Consider the following 21,939-nt stretch of genomic DNA (forward strand, 5'->3'; position numbering starts at 1 on the left):
TGTGTGCCCTCGTCTTCTGGAATCTTCATCAGGCTGTCACGGCGGCAACGCGCCGACCAGGGGTCTGGCCTGTTGCACGCTGGCCGCCGCCCGATCACCTTGCCGCCATGGCGAGGCGTCAGAACGGCGCGCCAGGGAAGGAGGCGCGGCACGCGGCCATCCTCCAGGCGCTGAACATGGACCCCACGGTGCGAATCAGCGCCCTGGCGGCACGATTCGGTGTGTCCGGCGAAACGGTGCGGCGGGACATCGAGGCCCTCTCGGCCCAGGGCGCCGTGCGGCGCACCTATGGCGGGGCATCGGTCACCCATGCCGGAGTGCAACCGGATTTCCAGGCCCGCGAGGCCATGGCCGGGGCCGAGCGCGCCCGGATCGGCGCGGCCGCCGCCGCCCTGGTGGAGCCCGGCGCGGTGTTGATGGTCGATGCCGGCAGCACCACCGCCCGCTTCGCCCGGGCGCTTGCGGCACGCGGCCTGGGCGCGACGATCATCACCAACAGCCTGCCCGTCGTCTCCGCTGCCGGAGAGTTGGAAAAGCTGCGGGTGCTGGTGGCGCCTGGTGAGTTCTACGCCGTGGAGCGAGCCCTATATGGCGCCGAGACAGACGCGTTCCTGCGTCGTTTCAGCGCGGATGTGGCGCTGATCGGTGCCTCCGGCCTGACGGAAGAGGGCCCAAACGATGCCGTAAGCCGGGCGGCCTGGGTAAAGCGCGCCATGCTGGACCGGGCGTCACGCCGAATGCTTCTGCTCGACTCCGGCAAGTTCGGGCGTGGCTATCTGGAGCGTGTGGCGGAGCTTTCCGCCCTGACGGATCTGGTGACGGACGCGCCCCCACCCCCGCCCCTGGCGGCCGCCCTGGCCCGGGCCGGGGTTACGGTGCATGTGGCGGGAGATGTTTGAACTTCCACATTCAGCGTGGTATCCTCCACATCATTCGGAGGAACACGCTTGGCCGAGGCGCCCTTCCCGCAGCCCCTGAGTGCCGCGCCCCTGGCGCGCCTGACCCAGCTGCGCTTCGTCCTGACCGATATTGACGACACGCTGACCGAGAACGGGCGCCTGCCCGCGGCGGCCTATGCGGCCATGGAGTCGCTGGCGGCGGCAGGCCTCTCCGTGATCCCCGTCACCGGCCGCCCGGCGGGCTGGTGCGACCTGATCGCCCGGCAATGGCCGGTCGCGGCGGTGGTGGGGGAGAATGGCGCCCTCTGGTACGCCGAGGACCGGGCTGCGCGCCGTATGATCCGCTGGCAGGCGCAGGAGGAAGCGGCGCGGCTGGCCAACCATGCCCGCCTGATGGCGCTGGCCGAGAAGGCCATGGCCGCCGTGCCCGGCACCCGGATTGCCGCCGACCAGCCCTTCCGTCTCTTCGACGCCGCCGTGGACTTTGCCGAGGATGCCGGCCCGCTGTCGCTGGACGATGCCGCGCGCATCGCCGCCGTCTTCGAGGCGGGCGGCGCGCAGGCCAAGGTCTCCTCCATCCACGTCAATGCCTGGTTCGGGGACTGGGACAAGCGGGCGGGAATCGAATCCCTTTTCGCCGCGCGTTTCGCACCGCTGGATTCGGTGATCGACCAGGTGGCCTTCCTGGGCGACAGCCCGAATGACGCGCCGCTCTTCCGGGCCATCCCATTCTCCATCGGGGTGGCAAATGTCATGGAGCATCTGGGCCGGATGACGGCTACCCCGGCCTATGTGACGCGCGCGCCCGGCGGGCGCGGCTTCGCGGAATTCGCGCAGGCATTGCTCGCCGCGCGCGCCAAGAACACGGAGGAGAACGGCGCATGAGAAATCTGCTTCTGGCGACGATTCCGGCGGGGGCCATGGCCTTTGCCACGGCCGGGCTGCTTGCCATGGCCGCGCTGCCGGCCGCGGCCCAGGGCCAAGCCCAGCAGGGCGGCTGCTTCCGCGGGCAGCTTGACGAGGGCTATTGCGACGAAAACCGCGACCTGGTGGCCGACGCGCCCGAGGCATCGCGCCAGCGCGATCCCTCCACCCTCGTCTTCGCCTATACCCCCGTGGAAGACCCGGCCCTCTATGCCAGCCAGTTCCGCCCCTTCGTCGATTACCTGACGCGCTGCACGGGCAAGCGCACCGTCTATTTCCAGGTGACCAGCAATGCGGCGCAGGTCGAGGCCATGCGCTCCGGCCGGCTGCACATCGCGGGCTTCTCGACCGGTCCCACCGCCTTCGCGGTGAACCTGGCCGGCGCCGTGCCCTTCGCCGTGAAGGGCGGGCCGGATGGCTTCGAGAGCTACCGCGTGGTGATGCTGGTGCGGGCCGACAGCCCCTATCGCACGCTGGCAGACCTCAAGGGCAAGCGCGTCGCGCATACCTCCGCCACTTCCAATTCTGGCAACCTCGCCCCGCGCGCCTTCTTCCCCGGGCTCGGCCTCAAGCCCGACGAGGATTACCGCGTGGTCTATTCCGGTGGGCATGACCGCAGCGTGATGGGCGTGAATGCAGGCGACTACGATGCAGCGCCTGTGGCATCCGACGTCTATTCCCGCATGGTCGCCCGCGGCCAGGTGAAGGGCGAGAACTTCCGGGTCATCTGGCAGAGCGATCCCTTCCCCACCTCCTCCTTCGCCATGTCGCATGACCTGCGGCCGGAGCTGCAGCAGAAGATCCGCCAGTGCTTCCTGGATTTCCGCTTCCCGGAATCCATGGCGCGCGACCTCGGCGGCAATGACCGCTTCTGGCCCGCCACTTATGCGGAGCAATGGGCGCCGGTGCGCGCCGTGGCCGATGCGGTGAACGCCCCCTACAGCCGCGCCGCCTTCGACGAGGAGAGCCGGAAGGAGCTGGAGGCCGAGGCCCGCCGCAACGCCGCCCGCACCCAGACCCAGAGCGGCGGCGTGCACAACGTGCCGCAGGCGAAGCCATGAGCGCCGCCCTCGACATCCGCGGGCTCACCAAGGAGTACGTGGCCGGCAAGCCGGTGCTGCGGAACCTGGACCTGTCCATCGGGGCCGAGGGGATCACGGCCATCATCGGCCCCTCCGGCACCGGCAAGTCCACGCTGCTCCGCTGCATCAACCGGCTGATCGAGCCCACCAAGGGCGAGATCCGGCTGAAGGGTGCCGAGGGCAGCGTCGACATGGCCAGGCTGAGCGGGCGGGCCCTGCGCCTCGCCCGCCGGCGGATCGGGATGGTGTTCCAGGAATACAACCTCGTGGAACGCCTCTCCGTGATGGAGAACGTGCTTTGCGGGCGGCTCGGCTATGTGCCGCTCTGGCGGGCATGGATGCGGAAATACCCGGAGCAGGACATCGCCCGCGCCTTCCAGCTTCTGGACGCGGTGGGCCTGCCCGAGCACGCGACGCGGCGCGCCGACGCCCTCTCCGGCGGCCAGCGCCAGCGTGTGGGCATTGCCCGCGCCCTGATGCAGAAGCCAGACCTCCTGCTAGCGGACGAGCCGACCTCCTCCCTCGATCCCCGCACCTCCGTGGAGGTGCTGGAGATGCTGACCAAGCTGGCGGGCGCCGAGGGCGTGCCGGTCATCATCAACATCCACAACGTCGCGCTCGCCAGGCGTTACGCGCGCCGGATCGTCGGCATGTCCGGCGGCGCCATCGTCTTCGACGGCAAGCCGGAGGACCTGCAGGACAGCCATCTCAGCCAGATCTATGGCGGTGAGGACTGGCTGTGAGCGACAGCGCCCTTCCCACCCCCGCCGATCGCCGCGCTCCCTTCGCCCCGGACTGGGGCATGCGGATCTTCGGCGTCCTGCTCGTCGCCTATCTCGTCTATGCGGCGTCCCAACTCGATCTCGGCCTCGGCCGATTCGTCAGCGGCCTCGGTGAAGGTGGGCGCTTCCTCGCGCGGATGTTCCCACCGAATTTCGAGCGCTGGGAGCTGCTGCTGGAAGGCATGCTCGAGAGTATCCAGATCGCGGTGCTCGCCACCGTCTTCGGCATCCTGCTCTCCCTGCCCCTCGGCCTGATGGCGGCGCGCAACATCGCGCCCTGGTGGCTCTCCTCCCCCGTGCGGGCCTTCATCGCGGTGTGCCGCAGCCTGCACTACGTGATCGTCGCCATCCTTTTTGTGAAGGCGATCGGCTTCGGCGCGCTGGCCGGCGTCTGCGCCCTGATCATTGCCTCCATCGGCTTCGTGGCGAAGCTTTTCGCCGAAGCTGTGGAGGAGATCTCCATGAAGCCCGTGGAAGCCGTGCGCGCGACCGGCGCCTCCGCCATGGCGGTGCTGCTTTATGCCGTGCTGCCGCAGGTGGCGTCCCGCTTTGTCGGCTTCAGCCTCTACCAGCTCGATAGCAACCTGCGGAATTCCACACTGGTGGGCGTGGTGGGCGCAGGCGGCATCGGCGGCACGCTCTTCGCCGCCTTCAAGCGCTTCGACTACGACTTCGTCTCGGCGATCCTGATCTCGATCATCGCCCTTATTCTGCTGGCCGAGTTCGTCTCCGGCCGCATCCGGGCAGCCATGCAATGAGCGCGACCACGGGTGACACCACCAAGGATCCCTTGGCGCCGCTGCGCCGCGAATGGATCCGCCACACGCCGGGCGAAAGGCTGACGCGCTGGATTGCCTTCCTGGTGATCGTGGCCGCCGTGGTCTGGGCCATCCGCACCATCGACATCATTCCGGAATTCCTCGCGGACGCGCCGGAGCAGATGGCGGACCTGCTGGTGCGAATGTGGCCGCCCGATCTGGCCTACTACCCCACCACCGTTCATGCCGCGCTGATGGAGACGCTGCACATCGCCACGCTGGGCACGGCTTTCGGCTTCATCATGGCGATTCCGCTGGCGCTGATGGCGGCGCGCAACATCTGCCGGATCAAGGCACTGAACGCGCTGGCGCAGGTGGGGCTGGTGGCCTCGCGCTCCGTCAACTCGCTGGTTTGGGCGTTGATCTTCGTCGCCGTCTTCGGGCCCGGCGCGGCGGCTGGCGTCTTCGCCATTGCCTTCCGCTCCATCGGCTTCGTCGGCAAGTTGCTGGCCGAAGCCCTTGAGGAACTGAACCCTGGCCCGCGCGAGGCGCTGCGCGCCGCCGGCGCACCCTGGGGGGCGGAAATGCTCAAGGCTGTGTGGCCGCAGATCCGCCCGGCCTTCTGGGGCGTCGCCCTGTTCCGCTGGGACATCAATGTGCGCGAAAGCGCCGTGCTGGGCCTGGTCGGCGCCGGGGGCATCGGCGTGGTGCTGGATGATGCCATCAACTTCTTCCAGTGGGACCAGGTGGCGACCATCCTCCTCGCCATCCTGGCCGTTGTGCTGATTGCGGAAATCGTTGTGACCCGCGTGCGGGCAAGGCTCCTTTGAATGAACACCCCTGAAAGGGTCGACCTCCTCGTCATCGGCGGCGGCGTGAATGGTTGCGGCATCGCGCGTGACGCGGTGGGCCGCGGCCTCTCCGTCATGCTGGTGGAACGGGCCGACATCGCCGAGGCGACCTCCTCCTCCTCCTCGAAGCTCATCCATGGCGGCATCCGCTATCTGGAAACCTATGAGTTCCGCCTGGTACGGGAAGCGCTGGCGGAGCGCGAGGTGCTGCTGGGCATCGCGCCGCACATCATATGGCCCATGCGCTTCGTCCTGCCGCACCGGCCGGAGATGCGTCCGCGCTGGATGATCCGCGCCGGCCTCTTCCTCTATGACCACCTGGCTCGCCGCAAGTCGCTGCCCGCAAGCGAGGCGCTGGACCTTGCCCGTCTGCCACAGGGCGAGCCGCTGAAGCAGCCGGAATTCTCCCGCGGCTTCGCCTATTCGGATTGCTGGGTGGAAGACAGCCGGCTCGTCCTGCTGAATGCGCGGGATGCGGCCGACCGCGGCGCCACGATCCTGACGCGCACGGAATTCGTGGGCGCGACCCGCGCCGCCGATGCCTGGACCGTCACCCTGCGCACCCAGGACGGCGCGATGCGGACGGTGCGCGCCCGTGCCATCGCCAATTCTGCCGGGCCCTGGGTGCTGAGCACGCAGAACGCCACCGGCACGGCCTTGCAGGGCCGGGTCCGGCTCGTCCGCGGCAGCCACATCGTGGTGCGGAAGCTTTATGACGGCCCGCAGGCCTATATTCTGCAGAATGACGACCGCCGTGTCGTCTTCGTCATTCCCTATGAGCAGCATTACTCGCTCATCGGTACCACCGATGTGCCGCATGACCCCGCTCAGGGAAGGCCGCACTGCACGCCCGAGGAGGCCGCTTATCTTTGCAAAGCCGTCTCCCGCCAGTTCCGCCGCAGCATCACGCCGGAGGATGTCGTTTGGACCTATTCCGGCGTCCGCCCGTTGCATGACGACGGCTCCGACAATCCATCCGCCGTCACGCGCGACTACACGCTGAAGATGGACCAGCAAGGGGCACCACTTCTCTCTGTGCTCGGCGGCAAGATCACCACCTATCGCCGCCTTGCGGAGGACGCTGCCGAGCAGATCGGCCGCGCCTTGGGCCGCCCTGGCACCTCCTGGACCGGCCGAGCCACCCTGCCCGGCGGCGACCTCGGCGGCCTGTCACGCGACGCATTTACGGAAAGCATGGCCGGCGCCCATCCCTGGCTCCCCCGCCCCCTGCTGGACCGCCTGATCCGCACCCATGGCAGCCAGCTTGAGCGGGTGATCGACGGCGCCACGTCCATCGAGGCCATGGGCGGCGATCTCGGCGGTGGGATAACCGCACGGGAACTGGAATGGATGCGCGCGCGTGAATGGGTGGAAACGCCGGAGGATGTGCTGTGGCGCCGAACCAAGCGCGGCCTACACATGACCACGGCTGAGCGCGAGGCCTTCGCGGCATCCTTCAAGGCGCTGGTTGCCGCCTGAGAAAGGCCGGGAAGAAGGAGTTCTTCCAGACCCTCTCCTCTTCCCTTTTCTTCGGGTTCAGGGGCGCGCAGAGCGCCGTCAGGCGCGCGCGAGCAGCGCTCGCGCCAGCGCCTCGAATTCCGGCACGCTCAGTGTCTCGGCCCGCCGCGTGGGCTCGATGCCGGCGGCTGCCAGCAATGCCTCCGCCTGGCCCAGCGACTTGAGGGATCCCCGCAGCATCTTGCGTCGCTGGCCAAAGGCAGCCGCGGTCACGCGTTCCATGGCACGGGCCAGCATCGGCTCGGGCTGCACGGCATGCGGCACCAGATGCACCACGGCGGACCACACCTTGGGCGGCGGGCTGAAGGCGCCGGGTGGCAGGCGCAGCACCATATGCGCCTCGCAGCGCCACTGAGCCGCCACCGCCAGCCGGCCATAGGACTCCGTGTCCGGGGCGGCCACGATCCGCTCGGCCACCTCCTGCTGGAACATCAGCGTCAGGCTCTCATAGGCCCCGGCCTGACCGAGCCAGCCGATCAGCAGGGGCGAGCCGACATTGTAGGGCAGGTTCGCCACGATCCGCCGCGGCGCCGGCATCATCGCCACCGGATCGACCTTCAGCGCATCGGCCTCGGTCACGGTCAGCCGGCCCGGATAGGCTACCCCCAACTCCGCCAATGCGGCCACGGCGCGGGAATCCAACTCCACCGCATGCACATGCTCAGCCCCGGCCGCCAGCAGGGCGCGGGTCAGTCCACCGGGCCCTGGCCCGACCTCCAGCACATGACGGCCGGTCAGGTCACCAGCGAGCCGCGCGATCCGGCCGCACAGCGCCTCATCCAGCAGGAAGTGCTGGCCGAGCGCCTTGCGCGCGGCCAGCCCGTGCCGCTCGACCGTCTCGCGGAGAGTTGGAAGCTCAGCCACGCATCTCGATCTGCGCGCGGCGCCGCAGGCTCCGGATCTGCTGGCGAGAGAGATTCTCGGCCCGGTCGCGCAGGATCTGCTGCTTCGCCATCTCCGGCGTGAAGGTCGCCAGATTCCGCGTCTCGCGGGAGCAGACGGCGATCACCAGGATGCCGTCCGGCGTGATGATGGGCTCACTCACGCGGCCAGGCGGCAGCGAGGACACCAGTTGCCGCAGCGGGGGCGGTTCCAGCGTCTCCAGCCGCACCGCGCCACCCGGATCGGCCGGCCGGGGCGAATTGGCGGCACGTGCCGCGGCCTCAACGGCATCGCAACCGCCGCGGATGGCCTGGGCACGGGCGAGCTGCGCCCGCTGCTGCTCCGTCGGATTTTGTGGGTCCAGCGGGGTGGAGAAGGGCAGGAAGGCCTGGCGAACCGTGACCATGGTGGCATTGTCGCGCCCTGTCTCACGCTTCTGCCGCAGGGACACGATCTGGTACCCGCCCGCCACTTGGATAGCGTTGGAAACGGCTCCCGGCGGCATGCGCTGCACCACGGTGGCCACCTCCGGGTCCAGGTTCTCCTTGCTGACCCAGCCCAGGTCACCGCCCTGGAGTGCGGTCTGGCTCTGGCTGAACTGCGTGGCGGCGATCGGGAAGGGCAGGCCCTGGCGCAGCCGGCTGATCACGTCATCCACGAAGCGCTTCGTATCGGCGGCAGTGGAGGGATCCTCCACTGGGATGAAGATCTCGGAAAGCAGGTATTCCGGCTGGCCGACACGGGCCTCATGGGCCGCGACCGCCTCCCGAATCGCGTCCTCCGACGGATCGGCATCCGGGCCCAGCATGCCGCGAACGAGGCGCGACCAGCCGATCTGCGACCGGATCTGGTCATAAAGGACGCGCGGCTCCACTCCGGCCGCGCGGAGCTGAGCGCGCAGGCCACCGGGGGGCAGACCGTTTCGCTGCTCGATGTCCCCAATCGCCTGGGCCACCTCATCATCGCCCACCGGGATACGGCGGCGCTGGATCTCTTGCAGGCGCAGCCGCTCCTCGATCAGCTGGCGCAGGATCTGCGGCCGAATCCGGCTCAGCAGGTCGCCCGCAGGGCTCAGTCCGATATTGAGGGCGAAAAGCCGGGCGCGGGAGCGGACCTCGGCCTCGGTCACCACATCCCCGTTCACCACGGCCACGATGCGGTTGACCGTCTCCGGCGCTGGTGCCGCGGCGGGCCGTGGCGCGGGCTGGCGGGCAGCCGGCTGCGCCAGGGCTGCAGCCCCGGGCAGAGCCAGGGCGAAGCCGAGAAGGGCCGGCAGCGCCGGGCGGAGGCGGGGGAGGCATCGCATGGCCGGTTTCCTAGAGCAGATCGGCATGGGATTGAAGCGACCCCATGGCAAGGCCGTGTGCTGATTCGTTTCAGCGGCCGGGTGGGCGGCCGCCCATCCGGCCGGAATTGTCAGAGCGCCCGCAACCCGAACTCGCCCACGGTCTTCAGCGCGATGCGGAAGAACAGGGTGGTACCGCCAGGATAGAGCTCATTGGTGGACGGGTTCTCGGCCAGGGTGCGATAGAATCGCCCTTCGAAGAGGAAGCACTCATCCTCATAGGCCGCGCTCGCACCGACGGCGACGCCGCGGCGGTTCTCGAGATCGTAGCGACCGAACACGCTCGCCCGCCACTGCGGGGTGATGCGCGTCGAGACGCTGCCATACACCTCTCGGATATAGCTCGGCGGAGTCCGCAGCGCGGAGGGCACCTGGTAGAAGTAGCCGGTGCTGATCCGCGTTCCCTCGATCCCCAACGGCGAGAGGCCGAAGCTGGCCGAGGTATCGATCATCCGCCGGTCCAGCGTGTCGCCGTCAAACCGGCCGCGGGCGGTCAGGTCCAGCCAGGGGGTCGGCGCCATCGTGACCCGGCCCACCCAGTCCGAGGCGCGCTTGTCCAGGCCCGAGCGCTCCTCGAAGACGTCCTCCTTCGAGGCACGGAAGGAACGCCCGACCAGCCCTTCCAGCGTTCCCCCATTGGGGAAGTACCAGGCGCTCCGCAGCGCGGCGTCCACCCGCGTGCCACCCTCCTGCCGGTCACGTCCGTTGAAGCGGTTCAGTTCGAAGAGATTCGCGTCCGTGAACTCAAAGTCGAGGCTGTCCTCGTTCGGGATCCTGGTCTGCCGCCCGGTGTTCGGTCCCGTGACAAGCTGGATGCGCGGCTCGATCAGCTGCTGCCCGAGGCTGCCAGCGGAGCGGATCAGCGGCAGCCGCCAGTCGATCGCGGCGCGGATATTGGCCGTCGCCGTGGTAACGGAGTCGATGCTGGTATTGTTGTTGGGCGGCAAATTCATGTTGCTGGCATTGTAGGCCAGGGCATCCACCTGCGTGCGGAAGGCCCATTGGGCGCCCATGCCGTCCTGGAACGGAAGCTCGTAGCGGAAGCGCGTCCCGGCCCGGCGCGTCCGCGTACCCTCTTCGCGGTAGATGTTAAAGGCCGTCGCGTCGGCGGTCAGCGTCCCCCCCCAGGAATCCCGGTTCAGCACCGTTTCGTAATAAAGATTTGGCAGGACAAACGGGATGCGGCTCGTAACGTCGTAGGGAAGCAGGCTCTGGAAGGCCATCGCATTGACGCGGGCGAAGGTGTCGTAGCCCCAATAGCCTTCGGTGTAGATGTTGCTGCTCAGCACCGAAGTGGCGGGCTGGCGATAGGCGCGGAGATAGGTCTCGCTGGTCGCGCGGTTGATGTTGAAGCCGGCGGTCCAGTTTTCGTCGATAGTGAAGGCGCCACGCGCGAAAAGGCTGTAGCCCAGCCCCTTCTCGGTCGAGCCCTCCCTGGCGGTAAGCTGGCCGAGCGAGCCGAGGACGTTGAGCTGGCCGAAGTTGAAGCGCCGGCGATAGGTACCGAAGATGCTGGGCGGTGCCTCGGTTGAGATAAGCGGCGTGACCGTCAGGTCGCTCGCATCATCGATGGCCCAGTAATAGGGAATCTCGGCAAAAGCACCGAGATAGCGCGTCTGCCCGAAGGACGGCGTGAGGAAGCCGGAGGAACGCGGCGTCGAGGGATCGGGCATCGAGAGATAGGGCGTGTAGAGCGTCGGGATGCCATCGAACTCGACCAGGGCGTCCCGGAAGCGGATTCGCTTGTCCTCGCCATCCTGCGTCGCGAGGCGGGAGCGGAGCTGCCAGAGCGGCGCGGCCTCCGGGTTCTCCTCGCAGAGATTGCAGGCTGAGTAGACGACGCGGGAGAGATCCATCACCACCGCCCCGCCCTCGACCGTGCGGCGGCGGGCGCCGTTGGCGGCCAGCCGGCCGTTCTGCGCCAGCAACCCACGCAGCCCTTCAACCACGGTGTCGCGCATGCCGCCCATCAGCTCGGCGCGCTCGGCGAACAGCACCTGGCCGTCCGGCTCCAGCAGCTGGACATTGCCCTCCACGGTGGCGACGCCCGTATTGCGATTATAGGTGAAGCGGTCGGCGCGCAGGATGCGCTCGTTCTGCCACGCCTCCACCGCCCCGGTCGCGGTCACCACATTCGTATTCTGGTCGTACTCGACCTCGTTCGCGGTGAAGGTCACGGGGGCGTTGCGGTCCACGCCCGCCGCGCCTCTTCCGCTGCCGAACACACCCGCGGCGGGTGCGGCGGGCGTCGCGCCCGGCGTTCCGAAACCCGGTACTCCCGTCCTGTCCGACGTCCCCAGCCCCGGCAGCGCGGTCGACCCCATCTGGTCCGGCCGCAACGTCGACATGCCGCCCTGCTGGGCCATGGCGGACGCCGGCAGGATCACGGGGGCCAGGAGTGTCGTCAGGAAAGCGGCGCCACCGAGCAGCCTCGCACGGCGGGGGACGCGTTGCGGGACGGGGCGCTTCCGCTCGGGCGCGTCTCTCATCCATCCTCCAGGTGAAGCAGAAGGGCCACGGCGCACATCAGGCCCGCCGTGGCCGGAGCCCAGGCCGCCAGAACCACGGGCAGGGTGCCTGTCTCTCCGAACTCGCCGGTCACGCGGTCGAGCAGGAATAGCGCAAAACCGGCCGCGACGCCGGCGCCCAGCATCTGGGCGACGCCGCCCTTTCGGGCCTCGCGCATCGAGAAGCCGGCGGAAAGCAGGGCCATGGCGACCGCGAGCATGGGCAGGGCCAGCAGGGAATGGAAGTGCAGCCGATGCCGCACAGCCGAAAACCCCGCGGATTCCAGCACCGCGATGAAATCCGGCAACGCCCAGAAGGACAGGGTATCGGGGCTGGCGAAGCTGTCCTCGATCCGACTGGGCGTCAGTTCCGTCGCGAAGCGGAAGGTCTCGGGAGGACTGGCCTGGCGGTCCGCCCCGAAGGTGATGGCATTGTCCAGCACCCAGTTTCCATCGGCCAGGACAGCCTGCGGGGCTTCCACCCGCGCCAGGAACCGGTCCGTACCGGAAATCCGCCAGACCGACACCTCCTCCAGCCCGAAGCCGCCATCCCGACGCGGCACGGGCCGGCCGGACAGGATCGCGACGCCCTGTGAATCGAGCCCCCGGTCCGCCTGGCGCAGCCAGAGGCGTCCCCCCGCCAGGGCGCTGGATCCGGTGCCACCGCGCAGCACCACATTATCAAGCTGTTCCGCCCGGGCCAGCATGATGGAAGAAAGCGGCGACAAACCCGCCGTGGCGATGCTGCCGATCAGTGTGGCGACCAGAACGGGTCCAAGCAGGAAGCCCCAGGCCGAGATGCCGGCCGAACGCGCCACCACCAGCTCCGAGGAGCGGGCGAGGCGCCAGAAGGCAAGAATGCCGCCCAGCAGCACCGCGAAGGGCAGGACCTGGAGCGCGATGAAGGGCACACGAAGCGCCGCGATGGTTCCGACGACGCCGAATCCCACCTCCCGCGTCGCCGCGCGGCGAAGCAGCTCGATGAAGTCGAACAGCGCCACGAGGCCCGTCAACGCGGCGAGCATCACGAGGCACATCAGGGCAAAGCGGCGCGCGACATAGGCGCCGAAGGTAAAGGGAAAGGTCACTCGGCAGCGGCCCGCCTGGGCATCCGGGGCTGCGTCTCCGGCATGGGTGGGGCACGGCGGGGCCAGCCTGGGGCGCCCGAGAGCACCCAGGCCGCGACCAAGCCCGGGCCGAGCGCATGCACCCAGATCAGCGGCACGAAACGATTGTCCCGTGCCGCCAGATTGCCGACCGCGAGGCCGATCGCCAGCAGCCCGACCACCGTTCCAATGGCGGCCATGGCAGCCATCCCACCGCCATGCCGCCGGAAGCCACTGCCCAGCGCCGCTGCCAGGCCGATCAGGGCGAAGGAGAAGGCGGTAAAGGGCGAGGCAAGCCGCCCATGGCCTTCCGCGTAGAACTTACGAATGTCGCGCTCCTGCAAGCCTTCCTCGGGGTCAGGGTGCAGCAATTCGCCGATGAAACGCTCGCGGCTGTCGCGGTTACGGGCATCCTCGGCCTTGTTGGTGCGGGCCAGGTCCACGCTGTTCTCTCCGAAGGCCAGCACGGTCAGCCGCGGCACAGGTGGGGTCCCCGGGGGTGAATTGGGCGGCACGACGCGCTCGATCTGCTGGCGCTGCCCCTGCAGCAGGGTCACGCGCGGGCCATTCGGCCCGGATTGGATGACCCCCCGCTCGGCCAGGATGGTGACCGGGGCGCCCGGCTCGCGCTGGTCATGGATCAGAATGCCGCGCAGCGTGCCATCATTCTCCCGGATACGGGCATAGACGGTCAGGTCGTTGCTGACCGAGCTGAACACGCCCTCCTGCAGCAGGATGGCGGCCATCTGGTTGCGGATTTCGAACTGCCATTCCCGGAAGGCCGCGTGGGAGATGGGAACCAGCCATGTCTGGAGCAGCAGCCCGATCGCCGTGGACAAGGTGGCCACCAGCAGAGCCGGCCGGGCCAGGCGCCAGTCTGACAGCCCGGCCGCGCGCATCACCACCAGTTCCCGGTCCGAGGAGAGGCGGACATAGGCAAAGAGCGTCACCACAAAGGTGGTGATGGGCAGGATTACCGCGAAGAAGGAGGGCAGCAGCAGCCCCGTCAGCTCAAGGAAGACGGTGAAGGACAGGCCGCGGTCCAGCACCAGCTCGATGAACCGGAGCGACTGGGTGAGCCAGATCAGCGCCGCCAGGCCGATGGTCACGGCCAGGAGGGTGAGGGCGATCTGCCTCGATATGTAACGGGTGACCCGGCTCATGCGGGGCGCAACCTATCCGCCCGACCGGGTGGGGGCAAATGACCTGATGTCACGGCGACCACGCAAAAGCTTGAGGAGAAAGGACCATGCTCCGGCCCGGCGGCGCATGCGCCCGATGAAGGGTCAGCCACCCAGGAAAGTTCGGATGGTGCCCGCCGGAACGATCCGCACGCGGTCGGGCGTGGCATCCGGGCGATGGCTGACCACCCCCAGCAGGCAGAAGCTCGCCGCGTCATAGACGCCGGCGCCGGACTCCCCCTCCTTCATCGCCATGCGGATATCGGCATAGGCGCCATCCTCCGCGCGGGCCTCCGGCACCAGCACCCCGGCCTGCGCGCTCTCCTTCCGCCAGGCGGAAAAAACGAGCACCGCCTGCCCTCGACGGGGCCCGTCCTTGCAAGGGCGCGCGGCCGGGCCGGGCAGCGGGATCGGCGCCTGCAGCAGGGCGAGATCCTCACCATGCTGGTACATGGGGCCGATGCCAGGCTCGATATAGCCCTGCCCGACCCGCAGGAGCTTCACCGGCAGAACCCGGCCGGCATAGCGGATGGTGGGCTGGATCGGCGTGCCGGTGCAGCGGCGCAGCAGGGGCACGATGCCATCCACCAGATGCGCTGCCGTCAGGAAGCGCCCCTCGCCCAGATACACGGCATCGCCCCGCACCGGGCAGTCCGGCGCGCGGCCGGCGCGCAGCTCGGCGCGGAACGCGTCGGGGATATCGGGAAGCTTCTCGAACGGGGCGGGCGCCCGGGCCGGCCGGTCCGCCTCTCCCGAGGCATCCCAAGGGCGCGGCGGCGGGGCCGCGCAGGCGGAGAGGGCCAGCGCCGCCAGCAAGGCGGCGGCTGCCCCCCTCCGCAGAGGGAAAATCACGTGGGCAGGACCTTCCCCGGATTCAGCAGTCCCTTCGGATCCAGCGCCGCCTTGATGCGCCGCATCGCCTCCAGCTCCGCCCCGCCACGCCATTCGGCGAGCATATCGGGCTTCAGGCGCCCCACCCCGTGCTCGGCGCTGAAGGAGCCGTCCAGGTCGCGAACGATCGCGTTCACACAGTCCATGATGTCATGGCTGCGGGCCAGGAAGGCGGCGGGGTCCATTCCCTCCGGCTGCTCAAGGTTCATGTGGATATTGCCGTCGCCCATATGCCCGAAGGGCACGGGGCGGCTGCCGGGAATCAGTTCCTTCAGCGCCGCGCTGCTGCGCCGGATCAGCTCCGGCACCTTGGAGACGGGAACGGAGACGTCGTTCTTCACCGAGGCCCCGGCCTTCTTCTGGGCCTCCGGGTGCTCCTCGCGCAGGCGCCAGATGGCGTGCCGCTGGGCCTCGCTCTCGGCCAGGGCGGCATCCAGCACCTCTCCGGCCTCCAGCCCCTCCTCCAGCACCGTCTCCATCAGCCCGCGCAGATCGGCATCGGGGCGGGAGGAGGCGAGGTCGACCAGCACGTAGTGCCGCGCGGGCTCGGAGAGCGGGAGGGTGGCACCCTCGATATGCTTCAGCACCAGGTCCATGCCGTTCCCGGCCATGTATTCGAAGGCGCGGACGGCGCCCTCGTCCCGATCCCGGAAGCGGCGGAACAGGGAAAGGGCGGCATCCTCGCTCTCCACGGCGCAAAGGGCGATGGCCTCGGCCCGCGGGCGGGGGAAAAGGCGCAGCACGGCGGCGGTGACGATGCCCAGCGTACCCTCCGCGCCCACCATCAGGTGGCGCAGGGCGTAACCCGTGTTGTCCTTCCGCAGCCGACGCAGCCCGTGGATCACGCCGCCATCGGGCAGCACGATCTCCAGCCCCAGCATCAGGTCGCGCGCATTGCCGTAGCGCACGGTGGTGTTGCCGCCGGCATTGGTGGAGAGCACGCCGCCAATCGTCGCCGTGCCCTCGGCACCCAGTGAGAGGGGAAACAGGCAGCCAGCCCCGGCGGCGGCGTCCTGGGCGGTCTTCAGCACCACCCCGGCCTCGGCGACCATGGTCATGTCCACCGGGTCGATGTCCCGGATGCGGTTCATGCGGGAGAGAGAAAGGATGACCTGCCGCCCGCTCTCATCCGGCATGGCGCCGCCCACCATGGAGGTGTTGCCGCCCTGGGGCACGACCGGGATGCCAGCCTCGAAGAGAAGCTTCATCGCGCCCGCCAGTTCCTCGGTGGAGGCGGGGCGCAGCATGGCCGGCGAGGTTCCGTGATAGAGGCCGCGCCAATCGGAGAGATGCGGTTCCAGGACGGACGGATCGGTGACGATGCCACGCGGGCCGAGGATGCCCTGCAGGGCATCCATCAGGCCGGCGGGGAGCGGGATGGCGGGGCGGGGCGGGGCGGTGTCTGGCATTTGAGCGGGACGAAACGCCGGGCCGGGGGCGCCGGTCAAGGGCCGACATCCTTTGAAAACTCTGCTGGCGGCCTCAGGCCTTTTGGCGTCCGCCCAAGACGAGCAGCGCGATTACCGGCAGCCCCACCACCACCAGCGCCAGCGCGGCCACCGCGCCTTCCTCATAAGTGCCCCGCGCGGCCTCGGCGTAAAGCGCGGTGGCCAGCGTCTCGCGGTCGAAGGGGCGCAACAGCAGGGTTGCCGGCAACTCCTTCATGGCATCCAGGAAGACGAGCAGCGCAGCAGCCGAGAGGGCAGGCAGCAACAGCGGCAGGTGGACACGCCCGAGGATGCGCCCCCTTCCCGCCCCCATGGAGCGGGCGGACCAGTCCACCTGCGGCCGGATGCGTGCATAAGCGGCGTCCAGCCCGCCAGCCGGGATGGCAAGGAAGCGCACGAAATAGGCGAGGACCAGGGCCAGAGCTGTGCCGGACAGGGCGGGCGCCCATTCGCCCAGCCCTTCCGTCAGATCGTCCAGCCCGCCGAAGGCGACGATCAGCCCCACCGCCGCGATGCCGCCAGGCAGAGCGTAACCGAGCAGGCTGGCGCGGAGCAGTGTCGCATCCGCCTTGTTCCGCTGATCCGGCATCGCGTCGCCACGGGCACCGGCCGCAAGAAGCAGCGCGGCGGGCAGCACCAGAACCGTGGCGCAGGCCGAGAGAAGGGCGCTGTTGCCGATCCAGGTGCCAAGTTCCGGCGGCAGGCCAAATTCGGCTACCCGTCGCCACGCCGCCCAGACGAGATAGGCACCGGGCACGGCGAAGCCGAGCAGAATCGGCACGAGGCAGAACAGGGAGGCGAGAAGGCCGGGACCGAGCGGCAAGGGGCGGAGGTCCGGTTGCGCGCTCTCCCGCACCACCTGTCCGCCGCGGGAGCGGGCGCGGGCCCAGCCCTCGAGCGCCAGCACGGCCGCGACCAGGGCCAGGATCATCAGCGCGATCTGCGCCGCACCTTCCAGGGAGGAGCGGGTGATCCAGGTGACATAGACGGAGACGGTGAGGGTGCGGACGCCCAGGAACTCAGCGGCACCCACATCGTTCAGCGTCTCCAGCAGCGCCAGCGAGGCCCCTGCCGCAATGGCCGGCCAGGCCATGGGCAGGCCAATGGAGAGAAAGAGCCGCAGCCCGCCCGAACCAAGCCCCCTGCCGGCCCGCAGCAGATCCGCCCCCTGCGTCAGGAAGGCGGCGCGGGCTGAGAGATAGACATAGGGGAAGAGCACCGTGCCCATGACCATCACGCAGCCCGGCAAGGAACGGATCTCCGGCAGCGGGATGGCGCGGGGGTCCGTCAGCCCCAGCAGGGCGCGCAACCCGGCCTGCACTGGCCCGGCCGGATGCACCACGTCCAGCCAGGCATAGGCCGACACATAGGTCGGCAGCGCCAACGGCAGCACCAGGGCCCAGGCAAAGGTCTTGCGCCCGGGAAAGCGGTGGCAGGAGACGAGCCAGGCTGTGCCCGTGCCCACCCCCACGACCACGGCGCCCACGCCGACCAGCAGCAATGCCGTCTCCACCACCGCCTGCGGCAGGACATAGCGGATCAGATGCGGCCAGAGATCGCCCGAGCCGCGCGCGGCGGCAAAGGCCAGGGCGACGACCGGCAGCGCGACCAGGGCCACGCTGACAGCCGCACCGATGCGGTGAAGACGCAAGGTGGTTTCCGTCAGCCCTCAGCGGTCGAAGCCGACCTCATCCACGATGCGGCTGGCCTGGGCGCGGTGGGCGGCGACCTCGGGCAGCGAGACGTCGCGCGGCTGGAGCGGGCCGAAGCTCTCCACGATCGGATTGGTCGGGGTGCCCGGGCGCACAGGGTTCTCGAAATTGGCGTTGGCATAGAGAGTCTGAGCCTCGGGGGAGGCCATGAACTCCAGCAGCCGGACCGCCTCCTCCTTATTGGGCGCATGGCGGGTCACGACGGCGCCGGAGATGTTCACCGCCGTTTCGTTGCCCGGCAGGACCACGCGCACCGCCTCACCCCAGCGCTTCTGCTCCTCCCCACCATGGCCGGAGAGCATCAGCCCGGCATAATAGGTATTGGCGAGGCCAACATCGCAGACCCCGGCCAGGATATCGCGCGCCACCTCCCGGTCGCCGCCCGTAGGGCGGCGGGCGAGATTGGCCTTCAGCTTCGTCAGGTAGTCGCGCAGCCAGGCCTCGCCATGCTGGATCATCAGGATGGAGAAGAGCGCGGTGTTGTAGGGGTGCTGGCCGGAGCGAATGCAGACCCGTCCCTTGAAGCGCGGATCGGCCAGATCCTCATAGGTCAGCCTCTTCGCCTCTTCCTCCGGGATGCGCTCGCGGGAGGCATAGATGGCCCGGGCGCGGGTGGAGAGTGCGAACCAGCGGCCCTCGGCGTCACGCAGATTGGCGGGGATGGCGGCTTCCAGCGCCTCGGAGCGGATAGGCTGTGACAGGTTGCGGTCCACCAGCTCCATCAGATTGCCGACATCCACCACCATGGCGACATCAGCGCGGGAACGGCGGCCCTCCGCCTCCAGGCGCTCGGCAAGGCCGCCCTGGACGAAGACGGTCCGCACCGCGATACCCGTCTGCTCCGTGAAGCGGTCGATCAGCGGGCGCAGCAGGCCGGGCTCGCGGGTAGTGTAGATGTTGACTTCCGCCGCACGGGTGGCGGCAGGCAGGCCGAGCAGGGAAAGGGCAAAAAGCGCGGCGGTCCGGAGACGGGTCATGGCTGGCCTTGTCTGGATGAAGCGGCTGCAATCTGTTCCAGCTCCGTCCGCCGGGCAAGAGTGAGAATGAGTCTCAAGGCCGGCGGGTTCCGCTGCTGGGCCGGAACAGGACGAACATGCGGCCCTATCCTGTCAGCGGAGCAGGATCAGGCCCAGAATCCCGCCCGCCAGCAGCGTCCAGATCGGCGAGAAGTGGGACCGCCAGACGAAGATAGCCGAGGCGAAGGTGATCAGCACGGCCACTGCGATCTCCGGCCCCGTGCCGCGCGCCGCCGCCGCTGCCGTGACCAGACCAGTCGCGACGATCAGCCCGATGGCCACCGGCACCAGCCCCGCCCGTAGCGCCACCAGCCGCCAGTCCCCCGCCAGGCGCTGCGTCAGCATCGCGACCGCCCAGGCCAGGATGAAAGTCGGCCCCAGGAAGCCGATCAGGCTGGCCGCCAGCCCTTGCCAGCCCGCCACATGCCAACCGATCACGGCAACGAAGAGCACGTTCGGCCCCGGCGCCGCAGCGGCCAGCGCGTAACCCTGGGAAAAGACCGCGTCGGTCATCCAGCCGCGCAGTTCCACCACCTCGCGGTGCATCTCGGGCACGGCGGCATTGGCGCCGCCAACGGCGAGCAGCGAGAGCTTGAGAAAGAAAAGAAAGAGATCCCAGGCGGTCCCGCTCATTAGCCCTTCCCCGCCCCGGTCGCCGCCGTCTCGCTCCGGCGGCTACGCCACACCACGGCGGCGATGGAGACAGGGCCGAGCACCAGCACAATGACCGGCAAGGATACGCGGAACCAGGCGGCGGCGATGGTGGCCAGCAGCCCGATCGCGATCAGCTCCGGCGGTGGGCGCAGGCGCCCGGTCATGCGCAACCCGTTGCCGATCACCATCCCCGCCGCCGCGCAGGCCAGGCCATGCATGAAGGCGCCGACATGCGGGTTGTCGGCAAAGCCCTGCCAGAGCAGCACCAGGGACATGAGCACGATCAGCGGGCCGACATAGAGCCCGCCCGTGGCTGCGAAGGAGCCGGGCAGCCCGGCGAAGCGGCGCCCGATCATCACCGCGGCATTTCCCACATTCGGGCCTGGCAGCACCTGGCCGAGGCCGAGTATCTCGGCGTATTCGCGCTCGGTCAGCCAGCGGCGCTCCTCCACCAGGGCGCGGCGGACCCAGATCTGGGCGCCGCCGAAGCCCATCAGCCCGGCCTTGGCGAAGGCAGCGAAGATCTGGGCGGGCCCCGGCGGCGGGTTAAGCGGAAGGTCTTCGGACGGGGGCGTGGCTTTCCTGGGCACAGCCGCAGACTCCCCGCGTCCCGGGCCGGCGACAAGGGGGCCAGCGAGAATCCTTTACCGGGGCGCGGCCGCGCGTGTCAGGCGGTCGTTGATTGCCTCGCCCAGCCCGGCCATGGGCACGGGCATGGCCGCGATGCCGCGCAGGCCCAGCCGCGCCCCCTCTCCGTCCAGCCAGCGCAGCCCGGCGAAAAGGCGCGCGGCGGCCTCGGCGGGGTTGGCGGATTCGGAGAGGTTCCAGACCGCGCCAGCCCCCGGCAGCGGCGGGCCGAAGGCCAGCAGGGCCTCGTCCGGCGCCACGTCCAGGGCGCCCAGGCGCACGGGAAGAGAGGGGGCATAGTGCGACAACATCATGCCCGGCGATGGCAGCGCCTCCATCGATCCCTCGGCAATTCGGGCGGGGCGGTCCAGGGGGCCGGTGACGGGCTCAATCGCCTCGGCGGTCACGCCGCCCGGGCGCAGCAGCACCGGGCGGGGGCCGCTCAGGTCCAGCACCGTGCTTTCCACCCCCACGGCGCAGGGGCCGCCATCGATCACGGCGGCGATCCGGCCGGAAAGCCCGTCCAGCACATGATCCGCCGTGGTGGGGGAAACGCCGCCGGAGCGGTTGGCGGAGGGAGCGGCGACCGGAGTCCCGGCCGCCCGTAGCAGGGCCTGGGCCAGCGGGTGGGCAGGCACCCGCACCGCCAGCGTATCCAGCCCGGCGCCGGTCAGCTGGTCGATGCGGCTTTCGGGCCGGCGGGGAAGCACCAGGGTCAGCGGGCCCGGCCAGAAGCGGGCTGCCAGGGCCTCGGCCCGCGCATCCGGCGCCACTTCGGCGAAGGCGGCTTCCGCATCCGGGAAATGGCTGATCAGCGGGTTGAAGCGCGGGCGGCCCTTGGCCTCGAAAATGGCGGCCACCGCCCGGCCGTTCCGGGCATCGGCGCCCAGCCCATAGACTGTCTCGGTCGGGAAGGCGACGAGCGCGCCCTGCCGCAGCAGCGCGGCGGCGCGTTCGACGGCGCTGGCCGGCAGACGCTCCGTCATGCCCCTTGGGCCAGGAAGGGGTGGTTCTCGAAATCCGGCTTGCCGTAGCGCAGTGGCGCGCCATCGAACCCCGCAACCCGCCCCCCGGCGGCCTCCAGCACCGCCTGAGGGGCGGCGGTGTCCCATTCCATCGTGCGGCCGAAGCGCGGATAGAGATCGGCCGCGCCCTCCGCCAGGCGGCAGAACTTCACGGCGGAGCCGATCTTCTCGACATGGGCGATCTTGCGCCCCTCCAGGAAGCGATCCAGCCGTGGATCGTCGGAGTAATGGCGGGAAGCCAGGACGGTCGCGCCTTCCTCCGGAATGGCGCGGGCGCGGATGGCGCGCTGGCCAGTGGCATCGCGCTTCCAGGCCAGGCCCAGCGGCACGATGCCGGCGAAGATCTCCAGGCTGGCCGGCACCGCGACGGCGCCAAGATGGGCGCGATCCCCCTGCACCAGCCCGACATTGACGGTGAAGCTGTCATAACCTTTGGCGAATTCCCGCGTGCCGTCCAGCGGGTCCACCAGCCAGTAACGCTCGGCCAGCGTGGTCACGAGGCCGGCCGCGACCTCCTCCTCCGCCACCACGGGGATGCCGGGGGTCGCAGCGCGCAGGCCCTCGACGATCAGCGCCTCCGCCACGCGGTCCGCCTCGGTCACGGGGGATTCGTCGGTCTTCCGTTCCACCGCGAAGCCGGCGGCGCGAATGGCGTTGATGGCATGGGCGGCGCGCTCGGCCAGGGTGGCGGCCAGAGCGAGCAGATCTTCGTCGGTCATAAATTTGGGGAT

General features: G+C 69.5%; 20 protein-coding genes. 7 read left to right on the top strand and 13 right to left on the bottom strand.

The genetic code is table 11. The features are described 5' to 3' along the window. The first annotated feature begins 107 nt into the window (after window positions 1-107). The 7 genes from ACO1BU_RS10480 to glpD are packed head-to-tail and all read left to right on the top strand — an operon-like array spanning window position 108 to window position 6,775. Window positions 108-899, top strand: coding sequence for a DeoR/GlpR family DNA-binding transcription regulator (locus ACO1BU_RS10480; protein WP_424135884.1), 792 nt, complete (start codon window positions 108-110; stop codon window positions 897-899). A 48-nt stretch (window positions 900-947) separates the two neighbouring features. Then, a complete protein-coding gene (locus ACO1BU_RS10485; protein WP_424135885.1) occupies window positions 948-1,784 on the top strand; it encodes an HAD-IIB family hydrolase in 837 nt (278 codons plus the stop codon). After that, on the top strand, window positions 1,781-2,884 hold the full coding sequence (phnD, locus tag ACO1BU_RS10490) for a phosphate/phosphite/phosphonate ABC transporter substrate-binding protein (RefSeq protein ID WP_424135886.1): 1,104 nt from the start codon (window positions 1,781-1,783) through the stop codon (window positions 2,882-2,884). The genes ACO1BU_RS10485 and phnD overlap by 4 nt, the downstream gene beginning before the upstream one ends. Then, window positions 2,881-3,648 (top strand): phosphonate ABC transporter ATP-binding protein, encoded by a 768-nt coding sequence (gene phnC / locus ACO1BU_RS10495; protein WP_424135887.1) that lies wholly within the window; start codon window positions 2,881-2,883, stop codon window positions 3,646-3,648. Before phnD ends, phnC begins: the two co-directional genes overlap by 4 nt. Next, window positions 3,645-4,445, top strand: coding sequence for a phosphonate ABC transporter, permease protein PhnE (gene phnE, locus ACO1BU_RS10500; RefSeq protein ID WP_424135888.1), 801 nt, complete (start codon window positions 3,645-3,647; stop codon window positions 4,443-4,445). Before phnC ends, phnE (ACO1BU_RS10500) begins: the two co-directional genes overlap by 4 nt. Then, entirely contained in the window at window positions 4,442-5,275 is an 834-nt protein-coding gene (gene phnE, locus ACO1BU_RS10505) for a phosphonate ABC transporter, permease protein PhnE (RefSeq protein ID WP_424135889.1), read from the top strand. Before phnE (ACO1BU_RS10500) ends, phnE (ACO1BU_RS10505) begins: the two co-directional genes overlap by 4 nt. Next, window positions 5,276-6,775, top strand: a complete 1,500-nt coding sequence (gene glpD / locus ACO1BU_RS10510; RefSeq protein ID WP_424135890.1) for a glycerol-3-phosphate dehydrogenase — start codon at window positions 5,276-5,278, stop codon at window positions 6,773-6,775. Between the two features lie 78 nt (window positions 6,776-6,853). Here the strand turns inward: glpD and rsmA are convergent, their stop codons facing one another. The 13 genes from rsmA to cysQ all read right to left on the bottom strand — a co-directional run bounded on the left by rsmA (window position 6,854) and on the right by cysQ (window position 21,927). Next, a complete protein-coding gene (gene rsmA, locus ACO1BU_RS10515; RefSeq protein ID WP_424135891.1) occupies window positions 6,854-7,678 on the bottom strand; it encodes a 16S rRNA (adenine(1518)-N(6)/adenine(1519)-N(6))-dimethyltransferase RsmA in 825 nt (274 codons plus the stop codon). Further along, on the bottom strand, window positions 7,671-9,002 hold the full coding sequence (locus tag ACO1BU_RS10520; RefSeq protein ID WP_424135892.1) for a peptidylprolyl isomerase: 1,332 nt from the start codon (window positions 9,000-9,002) through the stop codon (window positions 7,671-7,673). Before ACO1BU_RS10520 ends, rsmA begins: the two co-directional genes overlap by 8 nt. Window positions 9,003-9,112: 110 nt before the next feature. Then, the gene (locus tag ACO1BU_RS10525; protein ID WP_424135893.1) at window positions 9,113-11,530 is read right to left on the bottom strand and encodes an LPS-assembly protein LptD; all 2,418 of its coding nucleotides are present in this window, start codon (window positions 11,528-11,530) and stop codon (window positions 9,113-9,115) included. Beyond that, window positions 11,527-12,636, bottom strand: coding sequence for an LPS export ABC transporter permease LptG (gene lptG, locus ACO1BU_RS10530; protein WP_424135894.1), 1,110 nt, complete (start codon window positions 12,634-12,636; stop codon window positions 11,527-11,529). The genes ACO1BU_RS10525 and lptG overlap by 4 nt, the downstream gene beginning before the upstream one ends. Further along, entirely contained in the window at window positions 12,633-13,817 is a 1,185-nt protein-coding gene (gene lptF / locus ACO1BU_RS10535) for an LPS export ABC transporter permease LptF (RefSeq protein WP_424135895.1), read from the bottom strand. Before lptF ends, lptG begins: the two co-directional genes overlap by 4 nt. 123 nt (window positions 13,818-13,940) lie before the next feature. Then, window positions 13,941-14,687, bottom strand: a complete 747-nt coding sequence (locus tag ACO1BU_RS10540) for a trypsin-like peptidase domain-containing protein (protein WP_424135896.1) — start codon at window positions 14,685-14,687, stop codon at window positions 13,941-13,943. After that, window positions 14,684-16,135, bottom strand: coding sequence for an FAD-binding oxidoreductase (locus tag ACO1BU_RS10545; RefSeq protein WP_424135897.1), 1,452 nt, complete (start codon window positions 16,133-16,135; stop codon window positions 14,684-14,686). Before ACO1BU_RS10545 ends, ACO1BU_RS10540 begins: the two co-directional genes overlap by 4 nt. A 73-nt stretch (window positions 16,136-16,208) precedes the next feature. After that, entirely contained in the window at window positions 16,209-17,825 is a 1,617-nt protein-coding gene (locus tag ACO1BU_RS10550; protein WP_424135898.1) for an ABC transporter permease, read from the bottom strand. 18 nt (window positions 17,826-17,843) lie between these two features. Then, window positions 17,844-18,863 carry an extracellular solute-binding protein gene (locus ACO1BU_RS10555; protein WP_424135899.1) on the bottom strand — a complete coding sequence of 340 codons (1,020 nt, stop codon included), beginning with the start codon at window positions 18,861-18,863 and terminating at the stop codon, window positions 17,844-17,846. A gap of 132 nt (window positions 18,864-18,995) precedes the next feature. Then, complete coding sequence (locus tag ACO1BU_RS10560; RefSeq protein WP_424135900.1) at window positions 18,996-19,535, bottom strand: chromate transporter; 540 nt, start codon at window positions 19,533-19,535, stop codon at window positions 18,996-18,998. Further along, window positions 19,535-20,146: a chromate transporter gene (locus ACO1BU_RS10565; protein ID WP_424135901.1), complete on the bottom strand. Its 612-nt coding sequence runs from the start codon at window positions 20,144-20,146 to the stop codon at window positions 19,535-19,537. The genes ACO1BU_RS10560 and ACO1BU_RS10565 overlap by 1 nt, the downstream gene beginning before the upstream one ends. A gap of 54 nt (window positions 20,147-20,200) precedes the next feature. Continuing rightward, window positions 20,201-21,169, bottom strand: coding sequence for an L-threonylcarbamoyladenylate synthase (locus tag ACO1BU_RS10570; protein ID WP_424135902.1), 969 nt, complete (start codon window positions 21,167-21,169; stop codon window positions 20,201-20,203). Continuing rightward, on the bottom strand, window positions 21,166-21,927 hold the full coding sequence (gene cysQ / locus ACO1BU_RS10575; protein ID WP_424135903.1) for a 3'(2'),5'-bisphosphate nucleotidase CysQ: 762 nt from the start codon (window positions 21,925-21,927) through the stop codon (window positions 21,166-21,168). Before cysQ ends, ACO1BU_RS10570 begins: the two co-directional genes overlap by 4 nt. Window positions 21,928-21,939 lie beyond the last annotated feature (12 nt).

Origin of the sequence: Roseomonas chloroacetimidivorans (genome assembly GCF_049629625.1) — a bacterium.
Taxonomy (GTDB): Bacteria; Pseudomonadota; Alphaproteobacteria; order Acetobacterales; family Acetobacteraceae; genus Roseomonas; species Roseomonas chloroacetimidivorans.